Source organism: Acinetobacter radioresistens DSM 6976 = NBRC 102413 = CIP 103788 (assembly GCF_006757745.1).
GTDB lineage: Bacteria > Pseudomonadota > Gammaproteobacteria > Pseudomonadales > Moraxellaceae > Acinetobacter > Acinetobacter radioresistens.
The window spans coordinates 2405005-2428159 of sequence record NZ_AP019740.1 but is presented as its reverse complement, the minus strand read 5'-3'; the positions used below and the strand labels follow the sequence as shown (position 1 = coordinate 2428159).

22 protein-coding genes are annotated in these 23155 nt (G+C 42.9%); 16 read left to right on the top strand and 6 right to left on the bottom strand.

What is annotated here, in order from left to right; genetic code table 11:
- Positions 1-109 precede the first annotated feature (109 nt).
- The 7 genes from ACRAD_RS11395 to ACRAD_RS11370 all read left to right on the top strand — a co-directional run bounded on the left by ACRAD_RS11395 (position 110) and on the right by ACRAD_RS11370 (position 4220).
- The gene (locus ACRAD_RS11395; RefSeq protein ID WP_005027579.1) at positions 110-775 is read left to right on the top strand and encodes an RluA family pseudouridine synthase; all 666 of its coding nucleotides are present in this window, start codon (positions 110-112) and stop codon (positions 773-775) included.
- A gap of 231 nt (positions 776-1006) precedes the next feature.
- Positions 1007-1393, top strand: coding sequence for a ribonuclease E inhibitor RraB (locus tag ACRAD_RS11390; RefSeq protein WP_005018810.1), 387 nt, complete (start codon positions 1007-1009; stop codon positions 1391-1393).
- Positions 1394-1492: 99 nt separating this feature from the next.
- Positions 1493-1873, top strand: coding sequence for a hypothetical protein (locus tag ACRAD_RS11385; protein ID WP_005027576.1), 381 nt, complete (start codon positions 1493-1495; stop codon positions 1871-1873).
- Between the two features lie 231 nt (positions 1874-2104).
- Positions 2105-2341 carry a hypothetical protein gene (locus ACRAD_RS11380; RefSeq protein ID WP_026443988.1) on the top strand — a complete coding sequence of 79 codons (237 nt, stop codon included), beginning with the start codon at positions 2105-2107 and terminating at the stop codon, positions 2339-2341.
- 128 nt (positions 2342-2469) lie between these two features.
- Positions 2470-3063, top strand: a complete 594-nt coding sequence (locus tag ACRAD_RS11375; RefSeq protein WP_005027573.1) for a DUF2939 domain-containing protein — start codon at positions 2470-2472, stop codon at positions 3061-3063.
- 114 nt (positions 3064-3177) lie between these two features.
- Positions 3178-3501, top strand: a complete 324-nt coding sequence (locus ACRAD_RS16705) for a DUF1176 domain-containing protein (RefSeq protein WP_005027571.1) — start codon at positions 3178-3180, stop codon at positions 3499-3501.
- On the top strand, positions 3429-4220 hold the full coding sequence (locus ACRAD_RS11370) for a DUF1176 domain-containing protein (protein WP_319938792.1): 792 nt from the start codon (positions 3429-3431) through the stop codon (positions 4218-4220). The genes ACRAD_RS16705 and ACRAD_RS11370 overlap by 73 nt, the downstream gene beginning before the upstream one ends.
- 29 nt (positions 4221-4249) lie before the next feature.
- Here the strand turns inward: ACRAD_RS11370 and ACRAD_RS11365 are convergent, their stop codons facing one another.
- Positions 4250-5191 (bottom strand): tRNA-dihydrouridine synthase, encoded by a 942-nt coding sequence (locus tag ACRAD_RS11365; RefSeq protein ID WP_005027566.1) that lies wholly within the window; start codon positions 5189-5191, stop codon positions 4250-4252.
- 216 nt (positions 5192-5407) lie between these two features.
- Here ACRAD_RS11365 and ACRAD_RS11360 point away from each other — a divergent pair, with 216 nt between their 5' ends.
- Positions 5408-6175 carry a class I SAM-dependent methyltransferase gene (locus tag ACRAD_RS11360; RefSeq protein WP_005027564.1) on the top strand — a complete coding sequence of 256 codons (768 nt, stop codon included), beginning with the start codon at positions 5408-5410 and terminating at the stop codon, positions 6173-6175.
- Between the two features lie 43 nt (positions 6176-6218).
- On the opposite strand, the gene ACRAD_RS11355 is transcribed toward ACRAD_RS11360, so the two are convergent.
- Positions 6219-7028: a cytochrome C assembly family protein gene (locus ACRAD_RS11355; RefSeq protein ID WP_005027562.1), complete on the bottom strand. Its 810-nt coding sequence runs from the start codon at positions 7026-7028 to the stop codon at positions 6219-6221.
- Between the two features lie 144 nt (positions 7029-7172).
- Here ACRAD_RS11355 and ffh point away from each other — a divergent pair, with 144 nt between their 5' ends.
- Entirely contained in the window at positions 7173-8588 is a 1416-nt protein-coding gene (gene ffh / locus ACRAD_RS11350; RefSeq protein ID WP_005018824.1) for a signal recognition particle protein, read from the top strand.
- 156 nt (positions 8589-8744) lie between these two features.
- Complete coding sequence (locus ACRAD_RS11345) at positions 8745-9311, top strand: RBBP9/YdeN family alpha/beta hydrolase (RefSeq protein WP_005018825.1); 567 nt, start codon at positions 8745-8747, stop codon at positions 9309-9311.
- Here ACRAD_RS11345 and ACRAD_RS11340 read toward each other — a convergent pair.
- Together ACRAD_RS11340 and ACRAD_RS11335 are read right to left on the bottom strand one after the other, a co-directional pair.
- On the bottom strand, positions 9293-10027 hold the full coding sequence (locus tag ACRAD_RS11340) for a type III pantothenate kinase (protein ID WP_005027558.1): 735 nt from the start codon (positions 10025-10027) through the stop codon (positions 9293-9295). The genes ACRAD_RS11345 and ACRAD_RS11340 overlap by 19 nt on opposite strands.
- A 17-nt stretch (positions 10028-10044) precedes the next feature.
- Positions 10045-10791: a biotin--[acetyl-CoA-carboxylase] ligase gene (locus ACRAD_RS11335; protein WP_005027555.1), complete on the bottom strand. Its 747-nt coding sequence runs from the start codon at positions 10789-10791 to the stop codon at positions 10045-10047.
- Positions 10792-10821: 30 nt separating this feature from the next.
- On the opposite strand from ACRAD_RS11335, the gene ACRAD_RS11330 reads away from it, so the two are divergent.
- The 6 genes from ACRAD_RS11330 (at position 10822) to ACRAD_RS11305 (ending at position 20532) form a co-directional block, all read left to right on the top strand.
- Positions 10822-11631 carry a sulfite exporter TauE/SafE family protein gene (locus tag ACRAD_RS11330; protein ID WP_026055462.1) on the top strand — a complete coding sequence of 270 codons (810 nt, stop codon included), beginning with the start codon at positions 10822-10824 and terminating at the stop codon, positions 11629-11631.
- A 150-nt stretch (positions 11632-11781) separates the two neighbouring features.
- A complete protein-coding gene (locus ACRAD_RS11325; RefSeq protein ID WP_005018832.1) occupies positions 11782-12477 on the top strand; it encodes a GntR family transcriptional regulator in 696 nt (231 codons plus the stop codon).
- A 10-nt stretch (positions 12478-12487) separates the two neighbouring features.
- Complete coding sequence (gene smc / locus ACRAD_RS11320) at positions 12488-15937, top strand: chromosome segregation protein SMC (protein ID WP_005027551.1); 3450 nt, start codon at positions 12488-12490, stop codon at positions 15935-15937.
- 2 nt (positions 15938-15939) lie between these two features.
- Positions 15940-16950, top strand: a complete 1011-nt coding sequence (locus ACRAD_RS11315) for a cell division protein ZipA C-terminal FtsZ-binding domain-containing protein (protein ID WP_005027549.1) — start codon at positions 15940-15942, stop codon at positions 16948-16950.
- A gap of 75 nt (positions 16951-17025) precedes the next feature.
- Complete coding sequence (gene ligA, locus ACRAD_RS11310; protein WP_010700205.1) at positions 17026-19062, top strand: NAD-dependent DNA ligase LigA; 2037 nt, start codon at positions 17026-17028, stop codon at positions 19060-19062.
- Positions 19063-19332: 270 nt separating this feature from the next.
- Positions 19333-20532 (top strand): MFS transporter, encoded by a 1200-nt coding sequence (locus ACRAD_RS11305; protein WP_005018836.1) that lies wholly within the window; start codon positions 19333-19335, stop codon positions 20530-20532.
- 93 nt (positions 20533-20625) lie between these two features.
- On the opposite strand, the gene ACRAD_RS11300 is transcribed toward ACRAD_RS11305, so the two are convergent.
- Positions 20626-22062 carry an alpha,alpha-trehalose-phosphate synthase (UDP-forming) gene (locus tag ACRAD_RS11300; RefSeq protein WP_005027543.1) on the bottom strand — a complete coding sequence of 479 codons (1437 nt, stop codon included), beginning with the start codon at positions 22060-22062 and terminating at the stop codon, positions 20626-20628.
- A complete protein-coding gene (gene otsB / locus ACRAD_RS11295) occupies positions 22050-22898 on the bottom strand; it encodes a trehalose-phosphatase (RefSeq protein WP_005027541.1) in 849 nt (282 codons plus the stop codon). Before otsB ends, ACRAD_RS11300 begins: the two co-directional genes overlap by 13 nt.
- Positions 22899-23155 lie beyond the last annotated feature (257 nt).

Sequence of the window (23155 nt, the reverse complement as noted above, 5' to 3'; positions counted from 1 at the left end):
TTTGAATTCTAGACCAGAAAATCAACTGATTAACCTGTTATAAATCAAGAATTGACAGCTGTATAATCCCTTGTTATTTTTCGGGCTAATTCATTCTTCATATAACCGCATGGCTTTGAATCAACCCTTTATCTATGCACCGCCGCAACAGCCATTATCTATTATATATGAAGATGATGATTTAATTATTATAGATAAACCAGCAGGATTACTTTCTGTACCCGGACGTCTGCCTGAGCATCAGGACAGCGCATATCTACGTCTGTTGGAAAAATATCCGCATGCTAAGATCACCCATCGGCTGGATATGGCAACTTCAGGTATCCTGATGTTTGCCAAACATCGTGATGCAGAAGTCGCGATCAGCAAAATGTTTCAGGCACGTACCGTAACCAAGCGCTATGTTGCGCTGATACAGGGCCAGCTTAACGATCAGGGCAGTATTGATGTGCCATTAATTACCGATTGGGAAAACCGTCCGCGGCAAATTGTACATTTTGAACTGGGAAAATCGGCTAAAACCTTATTTCAGGTGCTTCAATATCATGAGGAGCATGACATGAGCCGGGTATTGCTGACACCTATAACTGGTCGTTCGCACCAGTTAAGAGTACATATGCAATATATTGGACATCCTATTATGGGAGATAAGCTATATCACCCTGAACCTGGTGGTTTTTACTTAAAGCGAATGGCATTGCATGCCAGTTACCTGGCTTTCCAGCAACCGCTAAGCAAAGATTTGATTGAAATTAATATGGCTATCCCGTTTTAATCGCAGGTGATCTTTAAACTGGTATATTAGCTATATAAATTAATTTAAATATAAAACAGGCTAGTTCTTAAACCAGATGCCTGGTTATAAACTTTATATTTAAAATCATCATGAATTAATTAGAAACAGAATTAAGCTGGTCATGTGAAATTAAAATAGATTAATCTTTGTGCTGATATTGAATAATGATGATTTATTTATAATGACCACAAGCATAACAAGGATAATCTCATGACTCGTGACTATCAGCAATTTCCTGACGATGAAAATGGCGATGTACTTTGGCAAATGTATGAAGATGGCAATGACTTGAGCGACCTGCATGAGGTCGAATTTTCTATTGTTTTTAAAACTCAGGAACTGGCAGAAAAGTGCGCGCTACATTTACTGCAGCAGGAACAAAAAGTTTCCATGTTTCAGGAAGACGAGCAGACTGACGGGGCAAACTTATGGATAGTAAATATTCATATTAATATGATTCCTGAACATGAAGATATTGTGGACCTAGAAGAATGGTTTACTAAAATTGCTGGAGAATTTGACGGCGAATATGATGGTTGGGGTTGCATGTCTTATATCTATGAAGATGAAGAAGAAAGTCCTAATATTTCATCCTGATAAAATTTTGATCTGACCTCAAGATTGTAAATAAAAGTATTTTGTTCCTGATATTAAGTACGCTATTTTGGCCGATAAATTTTCTAGATTTAATCGGTCATGATTCGTACTTTATTTTTAAGCCTGCTGTTGGCTAGCCCTTTGATTTATGCAGCCAACTGGAGCTGCAAAAATCATGATTTCGAAATCTATTGTGGTGCGCGTGGCTGTGAAATAAATCAGGAAAATTTTACGCCGATGTATATCCAGCTGCAGCAAGCTGGTGAGTTAAAGGTTTGTGCCTATAGCGCTTGTTGGTCAGGACAAGCAAAAATTTTATATGACCGGCAGCATCTTTTAGCCTCAGCGAATGAATTGGCAATGGAGGGACAAAAAGATATTGCAGCCAATTTTATTCTGGCAATAAATGAAAATAACCAGACTGGATTTATTCAGGGTGAGGGTTTCGCAATGCCGGTACAATGTGAGCCTGAAAAATAATTATAAGTATCTTTTATCATGGGAAGCCTAATTTTATGGCAGCTGAACTTATTAGCCATTATTTAAATACATGAAGTATTCAGGTTGCTTTTCAGCGTTTGCCCGTTGATCAAAATTATACAAAGCGGTAGGGCTGAAAGATTAAACTAATACAACGTAAATTAAAAAATCAGTTGCTCACCTTGCAGGATAGAATAGGGCGACTGTGTTAAGAGACAGGTGGGCCTGATCTTGGAAGCATATAAAGACGTTAGCGGTAAATCCCATATTGAATTTTATTATATTGGTTCGGACTATATCATGGTGCAGTTTAAAGGATCAGCCAAACAATATGTCTATACCTATATTAGTGCGGGCGAACATCATGTCGAAAAGATGAAGCAGCTTGCAGTCAGTGGTAAAGGACTCACAGCTTATATTAATCAGCATGTGCGTGATGCCTTTGCTACTATAATGTATGCTCAATAAAAAGTAAGAATTAACTAAGGCACAGAGATTTTAAGATAAAAACTGAATAGCTGAAAGAAGACTAAAACTGAAACCAATGATGCAATAAATAAACATCACCAGTTTAGATAAAATGGTATAAAGGTTATATGAAAATTCTGAAAGTATTCAGTGGATTATTGGTATTATTGATTGCCGGTTGGTGGTTTGCATCACCTTATTGGGTACTTTATCAGGTTAAGCAGGCAGTTGAGGAGAATCAGCCTGGCAAACTTTCAGCCTATATCTATTATCCCGCTGTGCGGCAAAGCTTAAAAAGTCAGCTAAGCCAATACTTAGAGCAAAAAATGGGTTTTGAGCAACGCTCTAATCCGTTTGAGCAATTTGGTGCGCAGCTTACAATCAGCTTAACTGGCTACCTGGTAGAAACTCTGGTTAATCCATATGGTGTCGCACTGTTACTACAAGGGAAAGAGTTCTCAGAAGTAATCCGGCTCACCCGGTATGAACGCTCATCAGTTGTTTATCATCTGCCTGAACCTAAAAAAGCTGCTGCCTCATTCTTATCTGGGGCATCTGTTGCTTCAGCATCTTCTTCACAAACAGCTTTAAATTACAAGGCTGGGTATTTGAGCATAAACAGGTTTAGAGTTCAGGTACCTGCAGCTAATAGGTATACCAGCTTTATCTTGAGTCGTAGTGGGTGGAGCTGGAAAATTACGGCCATTAAACTGCCTCAGTAAATAAAAAACTTTAAAAAAACTATAATTATTTCTTTTTATTTACAATTTCAAACTAGGCATCTGGGCAGATGCAATTCAATATCAGGGACAATAAAATAAGTACAGGAAGCCAGTATGAAAACAGTATTTGGTCTCGGCGCTATTTTAATGTGGCCTACATTATGTCTGGCCGGTACCTCTGCCAGTTTGGCCTTTGAATATAAAGACTGGTCACTCGCCTGTGAAAATACAGGTACCTGTCGTGCTGCCGGTTATCAGACTGAAGAAAACATCTCCCATCCGGTATCTGTTTTGTTGACACGTAAGGCTGGGCCAGATACCGCAGTGCTGGCTCAGGTCCAGATTAGTCATGAAGACGAAAATTTCTGGAACAGATTAAAGGTACTCCTTATCTTAGTTTATATATTAATGGTCGCCCGCTGGGCAGTATTATACTAAAAAGAGACAATGCGCGTGGTACGCTCTCTAAACAGCAGACCCAGCATCTTTTAACCGCTTTAAAGGGCAGTAGCCAGATTGTCTTTAGTTTGGGTAAGGAGCAGTGGCAACTGTCTGATCAGGGCGCAACCGCAGTATTACTTAAAATGGATGCCTTTCAGAACCGGGTAGATACTGCATCTGCTCTGATTCGTTTTGGAAATGTCAGCCAAGATAAAGTAATCAAGGCCCAGTCTATGCCAGTACTTACTAAAACCTACCGGCCGGGCACAGCACGACATTTCGCCTTAAATAGCCCGCAAGCCAAGGCACTAATTACTAAATTTAAAAAAACAGCAGACCGGGAAGGCTGTCCAATTTTATTTGAAGCAAATTATCCTGATCATGACCAGATAACGGTCTATCCATTAGACAAGCAGAATGTTGTAGTTGAAAGTCCGTGCTGGCGTGGTGCCTATAATGCCGGTTCAGGTTACTGGGTGATGGACCCTCAACTTAAACAGGTCAAGCATCTGGCAACTACACAGGGTTCAAGTTTTAGTGAGGGTGAAATTTTTGCCCATCATAAAGGGCGTGGCTTGGGAGACTGCTGGAGCCGGCAGGAGTGGGTCTGGACCAGTAACGGTTTTGTAGAAAGTTACAATGCAACCACTGGTCAATGCAAAGGTTTTGCAGGTGGAGCCTGGCAGTTACCTACTTTTGTTTCACAAGTTAAGTAACGGTATGGCCAGTCTATCATATTTTAATTTTACGGACTGGCCAACTGTATTGTGATCTTTTCATTAATTTCGTCAATTTTTTTCAGACGTTTGATTTCATTCCACAGCATTTTTGCTTCTGGATAATGTTTTGACATCATGCCTAACCACTGTTTATAACGGCCAACCATACCGATTTCAGTTTTGGATGGACCATTGATAAAGCGTATCTGTAAAGCTAACAGGTCTTGCCAGCAAAGCAGAGGTTCATCTGAGTTATTGCGGATGCATTGGGTTAAATCAGGGGTGGTAACGGCACCACGTCCAATCATCAAATCTTCACAGCCAGATTCTAGCTGGCATTGACGTGCATCAGTGTTGTTCCAGATTTCGCCATTAGCAATTACATTAATCTTCAGGGCTTCACGAATGGGTTGCAGCTGGTCCCAGAACGCAGGCGGAGTATAACCATCAGCTTTGGTACGGGCATGAACTGTCACCCAAGATGCGCCTGCATCTTCAATAGCATGCGCATTGTCCAACATAAAGTTACGGTCCATATAGCCTAAGCGCATTTTAGCCGAAACTGGAATATGGGCCGGGACTGCATCACGTACAGCTTTTACTAGCTCGTATACAACTTCTGGTTCATCTAGGAGTACAGAACCACCACGATGGCGGTTTACAGTTTTTGCCGGGCAGCCAAAATTCATATCGATTGCGGGAGCACCTAGTGTAGCAGCGCGTACCGCATTTGCCGCCAGCATTTCAGGATTATTGCCTAAAAACTGGACATGAACCGGAGTACCTGCGGCTGTTTTACCTTCAGTTTTTAATTCAGGACAATAACTGTAATAGATATGGTCGGGCAGAACAGAGTCCGTAACACGAATAAACTCGGTCACACACCAGTCAAAGCTCCCCACATGTGTGAGTACATCCCGCATAATCGGATCAGTTAAGCCTTCCATAGGCGCAAGAACAAGTTTCACAGTGTCTTACCTGGACAATGAAAAAACAGCGTTATACGCATTTTTAAGTGGGATGTCCAGAATCGAGATAAAATAAGCTTTAATAGAATTAAACTAAGTTATGAGGATCAATTAATCTACCAAACTACTTTGTATTTTAACTATTTTAATAGATAGCAACAGGATAGGCTTTGCATTGTACAAGGTTTTATTCAAATTCAGGCAGGATGGGTTCCCATGGAAAACCGACAGTTTAAGGACCATTTTTCAAAAGACTCAAGACAGTATGCATTGTACCGGCCGAATTACCCCCATATATTAGCCAAAATGCTGGCCGAGCTTGCTCCATCTTGTGCGCGTGCATTGGATTGTGGCTGCGGTACAGGCCAACTTTCGGTCTTGCTTGCCGAGTATTTTGATGAGGTGGTTGCGACAGATGCCAGTACAGAGCAGATTGCCAAGGCTCAGCCACATCAACGGATAAACTATAAAACTGCCTTGGCAGATAATAGTGGACTACCCGGAGAAAGTGTAGATCTGATCACGGTCGCGCAAGCCGCGCACTGGCTTAAACTGGAAAGTTTTTATGAAGAGGTGAGACGGGTTGCACGTCCAGATGCCATAATCGCTCTGATAAGTTATGGTGTGTTACATGTAGACGGAGAGGTAAATGCACCTATTCAACATTTTTACTACGACACCATCATGCCTTATTGGCCTCCTGAACGGCGCCATGTAGAAGATGAATACCAGAACTTGGCTTTTCCATTTCAACCAGTTGAAACACCTGCTCTGAACATGCACATGATGTGGAATCTGGAACAGCTTCTCGGGTATATCAGTACATGGTCTGCATTAAAACAAGCCAGACAGAGCTTGGGTATTGATCCCTTAAAGTCACTTCAAGCCGAATTAGTGGCAATGTGGGGCAATCCTCAACAGACCAAACTGGTTAAATGGCCATTAGCCTTGCGTATTGGTCGTGTACATCCAGTATTAAAATAAGAAGCTGACGTAAAACTGAGATTCAAAAAATACTCAATTTTATTTAACGGCCTAATATCATTTCTAAAATAAATTTACTGCCAATGAAGCCAATAGCCAGCAAAAGAAAACCGACTAATGTAAAGCGAATCGCCTTTTGACCACGCCAGCCGAATTTGTAATGCCCAAGTAAAAGGGCACCATAAATAAACCAGGAAATGATACTAAAAGCCGTTTTATGAGCCAGATGCTGGGCGAAGAAGTTATCAACAGTAAAGAAACCCAGACCCAAGGCAATCGTAAGTAAAATAAAGCCGGTAATAATCAGGTCAAATAGCAGGGATTCCATTGCCTGAACAGAAGGCAATAAATTCACCCAAATCCGGCGTTTCTGTTTGTTTTTAAGTTCACGGTTCTGGAACCAGAGCAGCACCGCATGAATAGTTGCCATCAGCAGAACCGCGTATGCAGATAATGATAAGATAATGTGCAGGTCTAAACCTAAATCCCGCTGCTCAATAATCTGGGTCGGACGGCTAAAAGCGAATCCCATGACCAGACCGGTCGCCGCTACAGGTATACCTAACAGGTTTAAGGCCAATACCGGTCGGTAAGTACTAAACAGCAGGCTCAACAGCAGCATCAGTCCTGAGGTGAAAGACATCAGGTTGAAAACATCATAATTAATGCCCGCTGGTGTAAGCATATCGCTATACAATACTGCTGCATGCAGAAAAAGTCCTAAGCCCAGCATAATGCCGATGAGCCCATGGTTTGGTTGATGTTTAGACATTAAATTAACAAACAAATACCAGAATGATGTGGTATAAGCGATTAATGCTAAGATCGTAAAAACCAAGGGGAGACTGAGCATGTCAAACCTTTTCTCGGACTATGAATATTGAAGTTATAAGATATAAATTCTACGCGAACTACAGTATCCTATAGCATTCTATGCATAAATTTTCTATTTTTAGGAAAGATTTTTTGCAACTGGCCATTTTAAGCGGATTTTGCAATGTTTGATACCTTAACAGAACGACTCACGCAGAGTTTAAGAAATGTTACTGGCTCAGGGCAACTGACCGAAGACAATATTAAAGATACGTTACGCGAAGTACGTATGGCGCTTCTTGAAGCCGATGTTGCGTTACCTGTAACTCGTGAATTTATTGCGAAAGTTAAGGAACAGGCATTGGGTCAGGAAGTTATGAGCCAACTTTCTCCTGGGCAGGCTTTTGTCAAGATCGTCTATGACGAACTGACCAAAATGATGGGAGAGGCTAATGAAAGTCTTGACTTAGCTGCAAAGCCTCCGGTTATAGTACTACTTGCAGGTTTGCAGGGCGCTGGTAAAACGACAACTGCTGCAAAATTGGCTCGCTTTTTAAAAGAACGTCAAAAGAAAAAAGTAGCAATGGTTTCTGCCGATATTTACCGCCCGGCAGCCATTAAACAGCTTCAGACCGTTGCGAATGAAGTCGGTGCGGAATTCATTGAGTCAAGTGCTGATGAAGATCCGATTGTTATTGCGAATCGTGCCATAGAACAGGCCAAGATCAAGTTTGCTGATGTGCTGATTGTCGATACTGCAGGCCGTCTGCATATTGATGATGACATGATGGGTGAAATTAAAGCACTCCATGCTGCCATTCAGCCAACTGAAACCCTGTTCGTGGTAGATGCCATGACTGGTCAGGATGCTGCAAATACTGCCAAGGCGTTCAATGATGCCTTGCCTTTGACTGGCGTGATCCTGACCAAAACTGATGGTGATGCACGCGGTGGTGCGGCATTGTCAGTGCGTGCTATTACCGGCAAGCCAATCAAATTTCTGGGGATGGGTGAGAAACTTGATGCCCTGGAACCTTTCCATCCGGAACGTGTTGCACAGCGTATTCTGGGTATGGGTGATGTTCTGTCACTGGTCGAAGAAGTTGAACGTAAGATCGACAAAGAAAAAGCCGAAAAAATGGCGAAGAAACTGCAAAAAGGTGGCAGTTTTAACTTTGAAGATATGCTGATGCAATTCGAACAGATGAGCAAAATGGGCGGCATGATGGGTTTTCTGGACAAGTTGCCAGGTATGAGCAACTCAGGAATTCAGCAGGCGCTAGAGCAGGCTAATCCTGAAAAGCAGGTCAAGAAAATGGAAGCTATCATTCAGTCTATGACTGTAAAAGAGCGCCGTAATCCTGACCTGATTAATCCGAGCCGTAAAAAACGTATTGCTGCTGGTTGTGGTATGGACGTCGCCGAAGTCAATAAACTGATTAAACAGCATGCTCAGATGGCAAAAATGATGAAAAAGTTCTCCAATCCCGCAGGTATGAGCAAGATGATGCGTTCACTTGGCAATCTGCAAAAACAGTTTGGTGGCGGTGGTGGCGCAGGCCCGCTTTTTGGCGGAAACGACCCGCAGAAAAAGCCTTAATCGTATTTAAAAACAGAGCGCACTAAGCGCTCTTTTTTATTTTCAAGCTTAAGAATTTAGATATTTTAAGGTTAAGAAAACCCAACATTTGCTTACCCGAATCAGTCATAGTTTACGGCACACTCAAGGCATTCATCGTCAAAAGTGAGAAGAAAAATGACACAGGTTATTGTAGTTCATGGTTATACCGCTGGCCCTGAACAGAACTGGTTCCCCTGGATTCAACAATATGCCAAACAGCAAAATGTCAGTTTGCAGGTACTACGTCTGGACCCTTCAACAACTCCTAAACTGCAAGACTGGGATCAGCAAATGGCTGAGCAAATTAAAGAGATTAATGAAAACAGTATCTTTATTGGTCACAGTCTGGGCTGTATTGCCACCTTGCATTACTTATCACATCAATTAAAGAACCAGAAGATCAAACAATTGGTACTGGTGGCAGGCTTTAACGGTCGTTTAGGGCGTCTTGAAGAGGTTGACCCTTTTATTGATGCCTGCAAAATTGACCTGGAACTATTAAAGCAGCAGATAGAGCATCGGGTTGTGATCTATTCAGAGGGTGATGACCGTGTACCACCAAAATTTAGCTTGGAACAGGCTAAAAGCCTGGATGCTGAAGTTATCCAGGCTAAGCATCAAGGGCACTTTATTGACTCTGAAGGCTGTACCGAGCTGCCGGAGGTGTGGCAGGCGATTGAACCTTATGTGCTGACTGAATAATAATGAATATAACGTTGTAGCCCCTTGAGCAGTAAATCAGTTTCAACTTCAGGTTCATACTGCTCAAGGAAGCGGGCAAACAGTGGTGCATCGCCTCCAGTCAGAATTAACTGACGGGGGGACTGTAGCAAGACATGCTTGATAGTACTGAGGAGGCCTAATAATATTCCATGGTGTACTGCATCGAGTGTATTACGGCCAGGGCTCAAGTCATCAAAAGCTGCTTCAGGAATACGAATTCCTTTAGTGTGCTGAATCAATGCATCACGTTGCAGATAGAGGTTCGGCAAAATATATCCACCTAAATGCTGATGACCGTGTGTCAGATCAATAGTCAGTGCTGTTCCACAGCTGATGATACATAAGTCCTGTTTTGGCCGGGCTACGGCAAGAACCTGCAGCCAGCGGTCAATACCGAGCTGCGTGACATCATAGGCACATTCAAGGCCAGCATATTCAGCATGAACTTTGGCAAAAGTTACAGGAATATTCAGGAACCTTAAAATTTTATAAATACGATCATTATTTTTTTTATCCTGAACCGAAGATACGCCAACCCGGGATAAATCTAAACTTTTAAAGTGCTGAATCAGACCTAACAGCAAGTCAGACGGTGACTGTAAATGCAACTCGGCTGCATGTTCAATCACCTGTTGATCTTCAGTAATCCAGTATTTCAGGCGTGTATTGCCAATATCTAACCATAACTCTCTCATAGCACAACCCTGATTTTTTACTGCTGACGGCGTAAGCGGCCCTGATAAAAAGTATGGCTTTCATCAGCGATTTGTAACGTAACTGCGCCATCATTTTGAATTCCGATGAATTTTCCTTCAGCAATACCTTGATGATGCTCGAAGTAAACCATATCGTTTAAAAAAGCGGCATGATGATTAAAGCGGTTTGCCAGCTGATGGCTACCATGACTAAACCATTCTCCTGCCTGCTGGATGGCATGATAAAGTTCAGCGATAAGTTGCATTAAATCTATTTGAGCCAAACCCAGTTGTGTCAACGAAGTTACCGACTGGTCGAGTACATCATGTATCTGGTAAATGTTGATCCCTACGCCAATAATAGCTTGCTGTGCAGTAATTGGTTCCACCAGAATGCCGCCCCATTTCCCCTGATGGCTGTAAAGGTCGTTTGGCCACTTGACCTGAAGTTTAAGGGGTTGTAAAGAAGGGCATTGCAAGATATTCAGGGCTATTTCAAGAGCCAGCCGGCCGTCTATTGCTGTTCCTGTCTGCAACAATGTGCTTAAATAAATGTTTCCTTCAGGCGATACCCAAGGCCTCTGATGCTGGCCACGCCCTTGAGTTTGTCTGGCACTACAGACCAGTGCAGACTTTATTCCTTTCTGTGCAATTTCACGGACATCATCATTGGTTGAGGTGGTCTCTGCTTTAAGTACTACTGCCTCAGGGCAATGGTGTGTTTGCGCCAGTAGTTGCTGGAGCCGGCGGGAATCTAAATCCATATTGAAATAAAGAGAAATGAGAAATTAATGATGGAGTTAATCATATATTTGCTGATTGGTGCAATTGCAGGTTTTGCTGCCGGTCTGTTTGGAGTAGGCGGCGGCCTGATTATTGTACCTATTCTTTATATCGTTTTTACCCAGTTAAATTATGATCCGAATGTGCTGATGCATATGGCGGTTGGTACTTCTTTAGCCACCATCATTGTTACTTCAATCAGTTCGGTAATGGCACATCATAAACGCGGTGCCGTATTATGGGCAGTGTTTAAAAACTTGGCTCCTGGCTTGGTTCTTGGTTCTTTTCTGGGAGCGGGTGTGGCAGATCTGCTGTCTGGACAGCATCTGCAGCTGGCTATTGGGCTGTTTGCCATATGGGTTGCATACAAGATGTTCAGGGGTGCACATGTTCAGGTAAATCCGGACCGCACATTACCTTCTGCACCGGTACAAATGCTGGCCGGAGGAGGTATTGGTATAGCTTCTGCCATTTTTGGCATTGGTGGAGGCAGTCTGACAGTGCCTTATTTAAACCGGCATGGTGTGATCATGCAAAAGGCTGTAGCTACCTCTGCGGCCTGTGGCTTACCAATTGCCATTGCAGGTGCCTTGGGCTTTATCTGGTTTGGACACCAGGCAAATGTAGAAGTGCCAAATGCGATTGGCTATGTTCATATCTATGCATTTATTGGTATCAGTACAATGAGTTTCATTACTGCCAAGCTGGGTGCCAGAGTCGCCCATATGCTTTCTCCCGTTATGCTCAAAAAGTGCTTTGCCGGAATGTTGAGTGTCGTAGGTGTATATTTTATTTATCAGGCAGTCAGTATTTATTTCTAAAGCTTTCTCTTTCATGATGTGAGAATTGACCTAAAATACCTGAAAATTGTCCGACAATGACATAGTTTTAAAGTTTAAAGCTGTCAACAATTCATTTACCAATAAAAAACTGCATTCAGTGCAGTTTATATAAATAAAAGTAGGTGAGTCATGACAGTTAAAGCAACAGACAGTCTCTCTGAACAAATTGCTAAAAGCATTGCTGAACAGATTATCAGCGGAGAACTGGTTGAGGGTGAACGGATACAGGAATTGAGAATTGCCAAGGAGCTGGATGTCAGCCGTGGGTCAGTCCGTGAAGCACTGCTTTTATTAGAGCGTACTCATCTAATTGAGATTTATCCGCGTCGGGGGGCAATTGTAGCTGAAATGTCGCCTCAACAGGTTCGAGCGCTATTTGATACCAGTTGCTTGCTGCTCGGGCAGGTGGTCCAGCAAATCAGTCAGGGCTGGCGTGGTACAGATGCCCAGATTCTACAGCAACTTCTGGTTTATTTGCAGGAGCAGGTAAAACATGGCCATACGGAAAAATTTTATGATCAGATTTTCGAATATCTGATGGAGCAGCAAGGATTAGTTGTCAATCTCTATTTGATGAAATTTCTGAATGAGCTGTTACCTTCTTTGAGACGCAGTTATTTTCTGACCTTAAATACTTCACGTCGTGAGCTGCAGGAGTCATTTGAACTGTTTAAATTAGTGATTGATGCTATTTTGAACCGAAATTCACAACAAGCCACTTTATTTATGGAAGATTTTTGTCGACACTTGCGCAACCTTGTGTTGGAATCGCTGACACGAATGAAACAGATCGAATTAGCTTGGGCCCGTCGCTCGCGTCGCTAATCAGGACACTATGCGTTTAAGCAGTTTAAAACTTTCCGGCTTCAAATCGTTTGCCGATTCAACCACCTTGAATTTCAGAGATAGCCGCAGTGCAGTGGTAGGCCCAAATGGCTGTGGCAAATCTAATGTGATTGACGCTATTCGCTGGGTAATGGGCGAGTCTAGTGCTCGTCAGCTGAGAGGTGGCAGCATGCAGGATGTTATTTTTACCGGTACAGCAAAACGAAAACCTGTGGGTATGGCCAGTGTCGAACTCCGCTTTGACAATACCTATGGAAAACTGGGCGGCGCCTACAATGCATATAACGAACTGGCTGTACGTCGACAGGTTAACCGTGAAGGTAAGTCTGAATATTTTCTTAATGGTACGCGCTGCCGCCGCCGCGATATAACCGATATCTTTTTGGGAACCGGTTTGGGCCCACGTTCCTATGCCATTATTGAACAGGGCATGATTAACCGGCTGGTAGATGCCAAACCTGATGAAATGCGGGTTTTCATTGAGGAGGCCGCCGGTATTTCACGTTATCAGGCCCGTCGCCGAGAAACGCTGCTACATCTTGAACATACCACTCAAAACCTATCCCGTCTGGAAGATATTGCGCTAGAGCTTAAAAGTCAGCTAAAAAGTTTAAAAAAACAGGCCGAAACTGCAGTTCAGTACAAGGAACTGGAAAACCGGATTCGTACCCTTAAAATCGAAATTCTCTCTGTGCAATGTGAACGAAGCCAGCATTTGCAGCAGGAATATACCTTGCAGATGAATGAACTGGGAGAGTCTTTTAAACTGGTGCGTTCTGAGCTACATACTCTAGAGCATAATCTGACCTCGACCAGCGAGCTGTTTCAGCGGTTATTGCAGCAATCTGCCCCTTTACAGAGTGAGTGGCAGCAAGCTGAAAAAAAAATGGCTGAACTCAAAATGACGCTGGAACAGAAGCAGTCACTATTTCAGCAAAACACCACGATGCTTAACCAGCTTGAGCAGCAGAAAGTTCAGACTAAAGAACGGCTGAAGTTGATTGAGCTTCAGCTGGAAAATCTGTATCAGCAACAGGAACAGCTGGATGAGCAGACACAGCAACAGGAACAGCAGCACCAAGGTCGGACTCAGGATATACAACTTTTAAAAGCCCAGCAGCAACAGGTAGGGCAACAGTTTGAGCAGCTCAAACAACAGGTCGAAAAACAGCAACAGCAGAAAATGCAGATGTTGGCGCAGACCGAGCAGCTCTTAAAAAATATTGGTCGGATTGAACAGCAACGTGAAACCTTACATACCCAGATTGCCCAGCTTCAACAGCAGTATGAATCAGATGAGCTTGAACAGCGACATACTGAAAAACAGCAGTTGCAACAGCAGATTGAAGTTTTAGAACTGCAGATTAATACAAGAAAGCAGAAAATTATCGGGCTTGAATCAGTCTATACACAAAAGAGCAGTAAACTGGGAGAGCTGAAATCATCAATTCAGATACTATATTCTGAACAGAAAAACCTGAAACAGTTGATGACTCAATATGGCCCGGTAATCCAGAAAGACCAGGTACAGTTAGTACAAATACTTAAACTGAACAAGCAGGCCAAACCATATGCAAGCCTCATTGAAAAGTTTCTGTCTAAATGGCTGACTGCACATGTGCTAGAGACCGGGCAAAGCTTCAGCGAGAACATTTCAAGACAACTTAAAGGCCATTCAGATGAACTCATTCAACTGGACCACTTACCCTGTTTAGCCAACTGGATTGAAACACCACATTATTCTTTATGGACTCAGGTTGCGGTCGCTACAACTTTATCTGAAGCGCTATATTTAAAGGATAAACTGCATACTGGTCAGTCCATCCTGACACTCGATGGTTATCATGTAGGTGCAGATTGGGCCATTGCACTTTATTATGATGATGACAGCCAAGCCGGACAAGGTATGTTAAGCCACCGTATCCGTCTGGAAGAAATCGAAGCATTATTAATGCAGTCTGGTGAGCAGCTGGAACAGCAAGAAGCTCAGCTGTTAACGGTCAAGCAGCAAGTCCAGACTGAGCAGCATCAACAGCAATTACAGCTTGATCTGCTTAAGCAGCAGCAAACAGTATTACAGCAGCTTGATATCAGCATTGCTAAAATACAAAGTACCGCACAGGCACTGAAATTACAGCAGCAGCAATTACATATCCAGCTGCAACAGTTTGATCTTCAGCTGCAAGAAGATGCCATGCAAAAGGATGATCTGGAAATTGATCTGCATGCCCTAGATTTAAAGCTCGAGCAGATACTGCCAAACTATAAAGCCCAGCAGTTCCAATTTGAAGAACTGACTGAGCAGCTGGAAAGTACCCAGCAAAATCTGCAACATGCCCAACAGGAGCTGGATTTAATACGCCGGCAGGCAATGCAAACCAAGCAACAGATTGAATTGCTGGAAAAAGATGCTTCATTTTTAAAAGTCCAGTATCAGCAGATTATAACGCAAATAGAGCAGTCTAAAAAATTTGTTGACCCTATTCAGCTGGAGTTACCTAATCTGGAGTCGCAATTTTCACAGCAGCAGCAACTTACTGAAAATTTAGAAAAAAGCTGGCATAAATGGCAAGTTGAACTGAATCAGATTCAGGAAAAACAACAGCAACTGACGGAACAGCGTTATCGTTTTCAGCAGCAGGATGAGTCTTTGCGTACCGAGCTGGAAGAAAAGCGTCTAGCCTGGCAGGCGGCCAAATCAGACTTTTTGCATTATACTGAACAGCTTAAAGAATTAAATAGCGAGCCGGTTCTAGGGCTAAAGATTGATTTGTCTGGTCATCAGCAACAGCTCGAAAAAATACAGCAAAAATTTGAAAAAATTGGTGCAGTAAACCTGGCTGCTTCACAGGAATATGATGAGGTAAGCCAGCGTTTTGAAGAGCTGATTCATCAGATGCGGGACTTGGAAAATACTGTAGAGCAGCTAAAAAATGCCATGAAAAGTATCGATCAGGAAACCCGTAAGCTGTTTATGAGTACTTTTGATCAGGTAAATGCCGAGCTACAGGTACTATTTCCTAAAGTCTTTAATGGCGGTGAGGCCAGTCTGAGCTTGGAAGATGACTGGCAATCTGGTATTAAATTAATGGCACGGCCACCTGGGAAACGTAACAGTTCTCTGGCTTTATTGTCAGGTGGAGAGAAAGCACTGACTGCATTGGCCTTGGTATTTGCAATTTTCAGGCTAAATCCGGCTCCTTTTTGTGTACTGGATGAAGTTGATGCGCCTTTAGATGATGCCAATGTTCAACGGTTTTGTAATTTGGTAAAAGAACTTTCTGAACAGGTACAATTCATTTACATTACACATAATAAAATTGCAATGACCATGGCAACAGACTTACTCGGTGTAACCATGCCTGAGCCAGGAACATCAAAATTAGTCACAGTCAATTTAGAACAAGCAAAAGAATACGGTTTAGTCGCGGAGGCATAAGTATGGAAGTCACTACCCTGATAGGGATTATTGTTGCTGTTATTATTATTCTGGTCGGGCTGCGTATGATGCTGAAAAAGCCAAATACGGCACCCTCACTCGAATCTGAACTTTATATAGACCCGCAAAGCAACAAGCCGGTGATTCCCCGTCATGTCCGTGACCAGCTACAGGCCAGCGAGAGTGCAGCTACACCAACAGTGCGTAAAGAACCACAGCTTGATCAGAGCTCGGCCACTCAACAGTCTGTACCAATAGCCGGACAACATTCTAAACAAGCTTCAGAACCTGAAGTATCTGCTTCTCAGTCTGTCTCTACAGATAAGGCTGAAACTCGGGCTCAGCCAGAAGCACCTGCAGAAGCTATTGCTTTGAGTGAAACTCAGGCGCAAGTAAAGAAAGTAGAAAAGACAACTTCAGAATCAACTGAAGTGGCTGATGGGTCTGAGCCAAAAGAGCCTGAATTTAGCTTGAATCCCACTATTGAAACTGCCGAGATTGCCGAGTTTGATGGTGAAAGCAATATCCTTGATGTACATTTACATGAACAGCAGCGCTGTGATGATGAAAGTGCTCTAGCAACTGCGCAGCAAATTATTGCACTGAATGTTTATCCGAATCCGCGCCGTGCTCTATCAGGTGATAAGGCCCTGAAGGTATTGTTAAAATATGGTCTGCGTTATGGTGAGATGTCCTGCTTCCACCGCTATGAAAAAACAGAAGAACAAAGTCCACTGATGTTCTCTGTACTGCGTATTACTGATGAAGGTCCAGCAGGTTTTGACCTTGAAAGTCTGTCTACCGAGCAAGTACAGGGTTTGGCTTTCTTTCTGGCATTGCCAAATCCGAATGCTATTACCGGTTTTGATATGATGACCAGTATTGCCGGCCTGATTGCGCGGGAAATTGATGGTAAAGTATATGATGAACAGAATCTTGAGTTTACGCCACAGCTTAAAGAGCACTGGCGTCATCAGGTGATTGATTACCGGCCGGATCATGTCAGTGTCTGATCGGATATTTAATTAAAAAACAGATTGAAAGCAGCATCAGGGCGGGAGTATCCGCCCTTTTATATGGTGAATCTTATGGAATCTACAGCAGGCATTGTGACGCAGATGCGTCAACTTATACAGCTGATCGCACAGCATAATCACGCTTATTATGTAATGGATCAGCCCAGTATTTCCGATAATGAATATGATTCCCTGTTTCATCAGTTAAAAGCACTCGAAGAGCAGTATCCGGATCTTGTTCAAAATGATACGCCGACTCGTCGTGTAGGTGGACAAGCTCTGAGCAAGTTTATGACAGTCAGACATGCAGTGCCGATGCTGTCGCTCGGAAACGTGTTTAATAAGGAAGACCTGTTCGCGTTTGCCCGTCGGGTAGAGGAGCGTCTTCCGGGACAACAGGTCAAGTATGAGGTTGAGTTAAAACTCGATGGGCTGGCTATTTCACTCTGGTACGAAAATGGTGAGCTGGTACGTGGGGTAACGCGGGGCGATGGAGAAACTGGAGAAGATATTACCCAGAATGTTAAAACTATCCGTAATTTGCCAAAGTACCTTTATTCTGATCAGGCTGCTATACCTAAATTGCTGGAAGTACGAGGGGAAGTTCTAATTCCTAAAACCGGTTTTTTAAAATTAAATGCTGAAAATGAAGCCAAAGGTGAAAAAATATTTGCCAATCCGCGCAATGCTGCTGCTGGAAGCCTTCGCCAGTTAGATCCGGGTATTGCCGCTGCACGTCCATTGGCCTTTTATGCTTATGGAATTGCCCAGTGTGAACCAGAGCATCACTTAAATTCCATGACCGAAAGTCTGCACTGGTTACGTGATCTGGGCTTTGAAATTGCCGAACGGCAATTTTTATGTGATTCGATTGAAGAAGTACAGCGCCGCTATGAAAAAATTATGGAAGAGCGCGCTGACCTGGGTGTAGAAATTGATGGCATGGTGGTTAAGGTAGATAGCCTTAAACAGCAAAAACAGTTGGGCTTTCTAAGCCGGGAACCACGCTGGGCAACTGCCTATAAGTTCCCTGCAATTGCAGCCCTCACTACAGTAGAGAATATAGACTGGCAGGTAGGACGAACAGGTATCCTGACGCCTGTTGCCCGGTTAAATCCGGTATTTGTCGGAGGTGTAACAGTATCCAATGTAACACTGCATAATATTGGCGAGATTCACCGTCTGGATGTAAGAATTGGCGATACAGTGAGCGTTTACCGAACCGGAGACGTGATTCCTAAAGTGGAAAAAGTCTGGCCTGAGTTTCGTCCGGACACTGCCGAAGTCATAAACCTACCGGAAACCTGTCCTGTGTGTGCCTCACCTGTAGTGATGCCGGAAGGTGAGGCTTTGGCCCGCTGTTCGGGAGAGTTATATTGTGCAGCACAGCGAATTGAATCAATTCGCCATTTTGTGTCCCGCAAGGCTATGGATATTGAAGGTTTGGGGGACCGCTGGGTAGAGTCACTGCTGCATCTTGAACTGTTGAAAGATGTCTCAGACATTTATCATCTGCACCAGCATCGGAATACGTTGCTTGGCATTGAAAAAATGGGTGAAAAATCAGTTCAGAACCTGATCAATGCAATTGAACAAAGTAAAAAAACTACACTGGCCCGTTTTATTTATGCCCTGGGGATACGAGGTGTCGGTGAAACAACGGCACGGATGCTGGCCAACAGCTTTCAAACCCTAGAAGCCTTGCAACAGGCAGATGTAGATAGCTTGAAAAAAGTGCCTGATGTAGGCGATATAACAGCCGAATGGATTTATGACTTTTTCCGTGCAGAACATAACCTGGAAGTAATTGATCGATTGCTGGCCGCAGGCATCCATTGGGATGCACCAATTGCCTCAACGCGTCAGCCATTGAATGGTGAAAGCTGGGTTTTAACAGGCACACTTGAGCACCTTACACGCGAACAGGCTACCCAGATGTTACAAGCTTTAGGCGCACGTGTAAGTGGCAGTGTATCTGCCAAAACTAAATGTGTGGTTGCCGGGGAAAAGGCTGGGTCAAAACTGGAAAAAGCACAAAAGCTTAATATTCAGACACTAAATGAAAGGCAGTTTATTGAGCTAATGGAGACCTATGGTCAAGTAATTTAATGTAAATTAAATTACATGGTTTATCCACATTCATGCTGTTTTTTAGTGCATTGAAAATGTTTTCAAAGCCTTACGTAGTAAGACTTTTACAGTTACAAAAAAGACTGAAAAAATATTTTGAAATGGATGTATTGTTCTTGTAAGTGTGTATAATTTCGCCATCAAAAGCCCTTGCCAATAAGTAGATATATCTACAAACCGGTAGGGGTTTTTCTATTGGAATTCTCTGGAATGGAATACCAAGGTCTTTTTTAATGGTGGTGGCACACTGTGATACTTTTCTCCAGAACAGCAGTTTTAGATAGCGCAGCTCAACTGAGTGCACAACGTCTATCTACACGTTTGAACTTTTTTAGCTTGGGCTTTGGAACGGCGGCCTGGGCGCCCTTGATTCCATTTGCACAGCAGCGTCTAAATTTAAATCATGCTGATTTTGGTTTGTTATTGCTCTGTATGGGTGTAGGGTCAATGATTGCTATGCCTGCGACTGGGGCTCTGGTACAACGAATCGGTTGCCGTGCAATTATTGGCTTTGCGGCGCTGTTGATACTGTTAGTATTGCCGGGGCTTGCTGTCTGGAATACATCAGTAATGATGGCGGTTTCTCTGTTCCTGTTCGGTACAGCTGCAGGAAGTTTTGGTGTCGCCCTCAATTTACAGGCAGTTATTGTAGAGAAGAACAGTCTGCGTGCCATGATGTCGAGTTTTCATGGTATGTGCAGCTTAGGTGGCTTGGCTGGTGTAATGACTGTAACGGCGCTTTTAGCGGCTGGCGTATCGCCACTGATTAGTGCGCTGGCAGTAAGTATTATGCTATTCGTCATTAGCATTATTGCGGTTCCAGCTTCATTAAGTGAAATTGAACGCGATGAACAGATTGAAGCAGACACGGCAGAGCATAAAAAAAGTCATAAAAAACTGCCTGCGCCTATTATCTTGCTAATTGGACTAATGTGCTTTATCGCATTTTTATCGGAAGGTGCGGCCATGGACTGGAGTGGCATTTACCTGACCAGCAAATATGGTGTTAATCCAGCCTTTGCAGGGCTGGCTTACACTTTCTTTGCGATTGCCATGACATTGGGCCGTTTCTCGGGGCGTTACCTGTTGAAAATACTGGGTGAAAAAAATATTGTAACTTATAGTGCTATCTGTGCTGCTACAGGTTTAGCAGTAGTGGTACTGGCTCCACATTGGTTTATTGTATTGTTAGGTTATGCACTGGTTGGTCTAGGTTGTTCAAATATCGTACCTGTCATGTTTTCACGTGTTGGACGTCAGAACTTTATGCCTAAAGCGGCAGCCCTATCTTGTGTATCGACTATGGCTTATACAGGATCTCTGTCTGGCCCGGCATTGATCGGTGTAATTGGTGAGATGACCGGCTTAACCATCATGTTTGCGAGTGTGGCAGTATTATTGGCTACTGTAGCTATTTTAAATCGGTTTACTCGAGTAGGCCCCGCCTAAAGTCAGCTTATTTAAACGCCACTACATAAAAACCGGTAAGCTGGAAGTTTACCGGTTTTTTTATGGACAATACTTCTATATAAACTGAGGGCACTACAGCAATTGATAAACTGGATTGGCTGTATCACGGCCAGGCCGTTTAAAGTTCTGCAATTCATTATTTTGACGCAGATCAACCAGAAATGCATTACGCCAGTCATTAATATCAAAAGCTTTAAGCCCCGCAATCAGTTTTTGATAACGGCGGATACGTTCCTCTTGAGGCATATCTAGCGCAAGTTTTAATGCCTGAACCATTGCTTTAGGATCTTCTGGATCAACAATAATAGCTTCTGGCATCTGCTCAGCAGCCCCTGTATATTTTGAAAGGATCAATACACCAGGATTTGCAGGGTCCTGAGCTGCAATGTATTCTTTTGCTACCAGGTTCATACCATCACGGATTGAACTGATCCAGCAGATACTTGATTTGCGGTAGATGCCCATTAATGCCTCATGAGCGACGACATCATGACTGCATTCAATTGGCAGCCAGTCATCTTGAGCAAATTGTGCATTAATAGTTTTAACCTTCTCTTTTAGACGTTTAAATAATTCCTGGTAAGCCACAATATCCAGACGGCATGGGCAGGCAATCTGTAAATCTGTTACTTGACGGTGATATTCCGGATAAGTAGCTAAAAAGTCGGAATATGCATTAAAACGTTCAAGTAATCCTTTGGAATAATCAATTCGGTCCACCCCAATAATGGTCTGCTGTTTACCTAAGGCATCAAAGTCAAAAACAGACTGTGAGTCATCGGCATACTGACGGGCTACTTTCTGAATATGATCCGGATTGACCCCAATCGGATAACATTTAATAGTGGTAATGCGTTTCTGGTAACTAAGCAGGTATTGCTGAATCTTTTGTGCCTGAAGTAGGGTGGTGCAGGCCTGCATACACAGGTTCTGATCATGTTCAGTTTGTAAACCCACCACATCATACTGACATAGGTCTTGAATGAGGCGGTTTGCCATAGGTATCTGGCGCCATATGGCTAAACGTGCAAATGGAATATGCAAGAAGAAGCCGATTTTGTTTTGCATGCCTAATTCACGGCAATAGCGTGCTACGCTAAAAAAATGATAGTCATGAACCCAGATCACATCATCTGGCTGGGCAATATCTTTTAGTTTTTCAGCAAATAAGCGGTTTACCTGCTGATAGGTTTCATATTCTTCTGCATTACATTCAATCAGGTCTGCGCGCTCATGCATCGCAGGCCATAGCGTATTATTGGCAAAACCGCAGTAGTACTGTTCATATTGCTGGTGAGTCAATGGACAGGTCAGATATTCTACATTTTTATTATTAATGCGACCAAACTCGGTTTGTTGATCATTATTGATTTGCTCGCCATTCCAGCCTAACCATATCCCGCCGGTTTCATCAAGTGCATCCTGTAACGCCACTGCCAAGCCTCCCGCAGCGGGCTTGTCGGGATTTGGCAGACTAACACGATTCGATAATACGATTAGTTTAGACATGCTTTTTCTCCATTTGGTGTTTGATTCTGTGTCAAAACACGCGTTTTTAAGAATTCTGAAAATAGTGCAAGAAAATCAGCTACTGTTTTAATATCTTTGAGCCGATAATGAGCCTGGGTTTCTCCTGGGCCGACTTTTATACTTATACCGTTATGGTTATTTATTGTTCTAAAACCAGATTCATCGGTTTTATCATCACCTATAAAAATCGGTAAAACTTGAGTAAGTTCCAAATGCTTTAATATGGTGTTTATTGCTTCTCCTTTATCGGCTTGTCGAGGAAGTAACTCAATAACACATTTACCTTCATTGATTTTAAGTGCCGTATGAGACTGATGCAGTACCTGCATGATTTGCTTTGCTGTGTCTGCCAGTTCAGGACACTGCCGGTAATGCAAAGCAACCGAGTACTGTTTATCCTCAATTAACAGCTGGGGATAAGATGCACAAGCTGCTTTTAAATCCTGCCTCAAGCGGACAAAATCAATCTGACTCAGATCAGGTTTGAAATGCGTATGAGCATCAATTTGGGTATCTAGCCCATGCAGTCCAGCAACCGGAATGCATAAGGGGGCAAAAAGAGACTGGGCAACCTGTACATGTCGGCCGGTTACCGCAATAACAGGCACATCAAGCTTTAAAATGGTCTGAAGAATATTTAATGTGTTTTCAGGAATAAAACTATCTTCGGGATCATCCTGAAAATCAGAAAGTGTGCCGTCAATATCGAGAAACAAACAATAATGAGTATTTTCCTTATGACCATCTGCAATCATCTTCTGTAATAAAACAGCAGAGAACTGTACTGTGGCAGGGGAAAATGCAGATTCGTTCATTGCTCAAATAGCCTGATTATTCTGATAAATGGTCTATCTTATTTATCATTAAAAGTTGACTTTTGGCCGGAATTTATTATTAAACCTACATAAGGTTAACAACCTTTACATACTTTATTCACATTAACAATATAGTAAAAATAAGCCAATTTGATATGTTGCGTGAGTGCTGTCTAAAAAATTGAAAGACCTAGCTTTTTCTATATTACTTATAAAAAGTAGGATCCAGCTGCTTTATATAGTTCACTCAAATCATA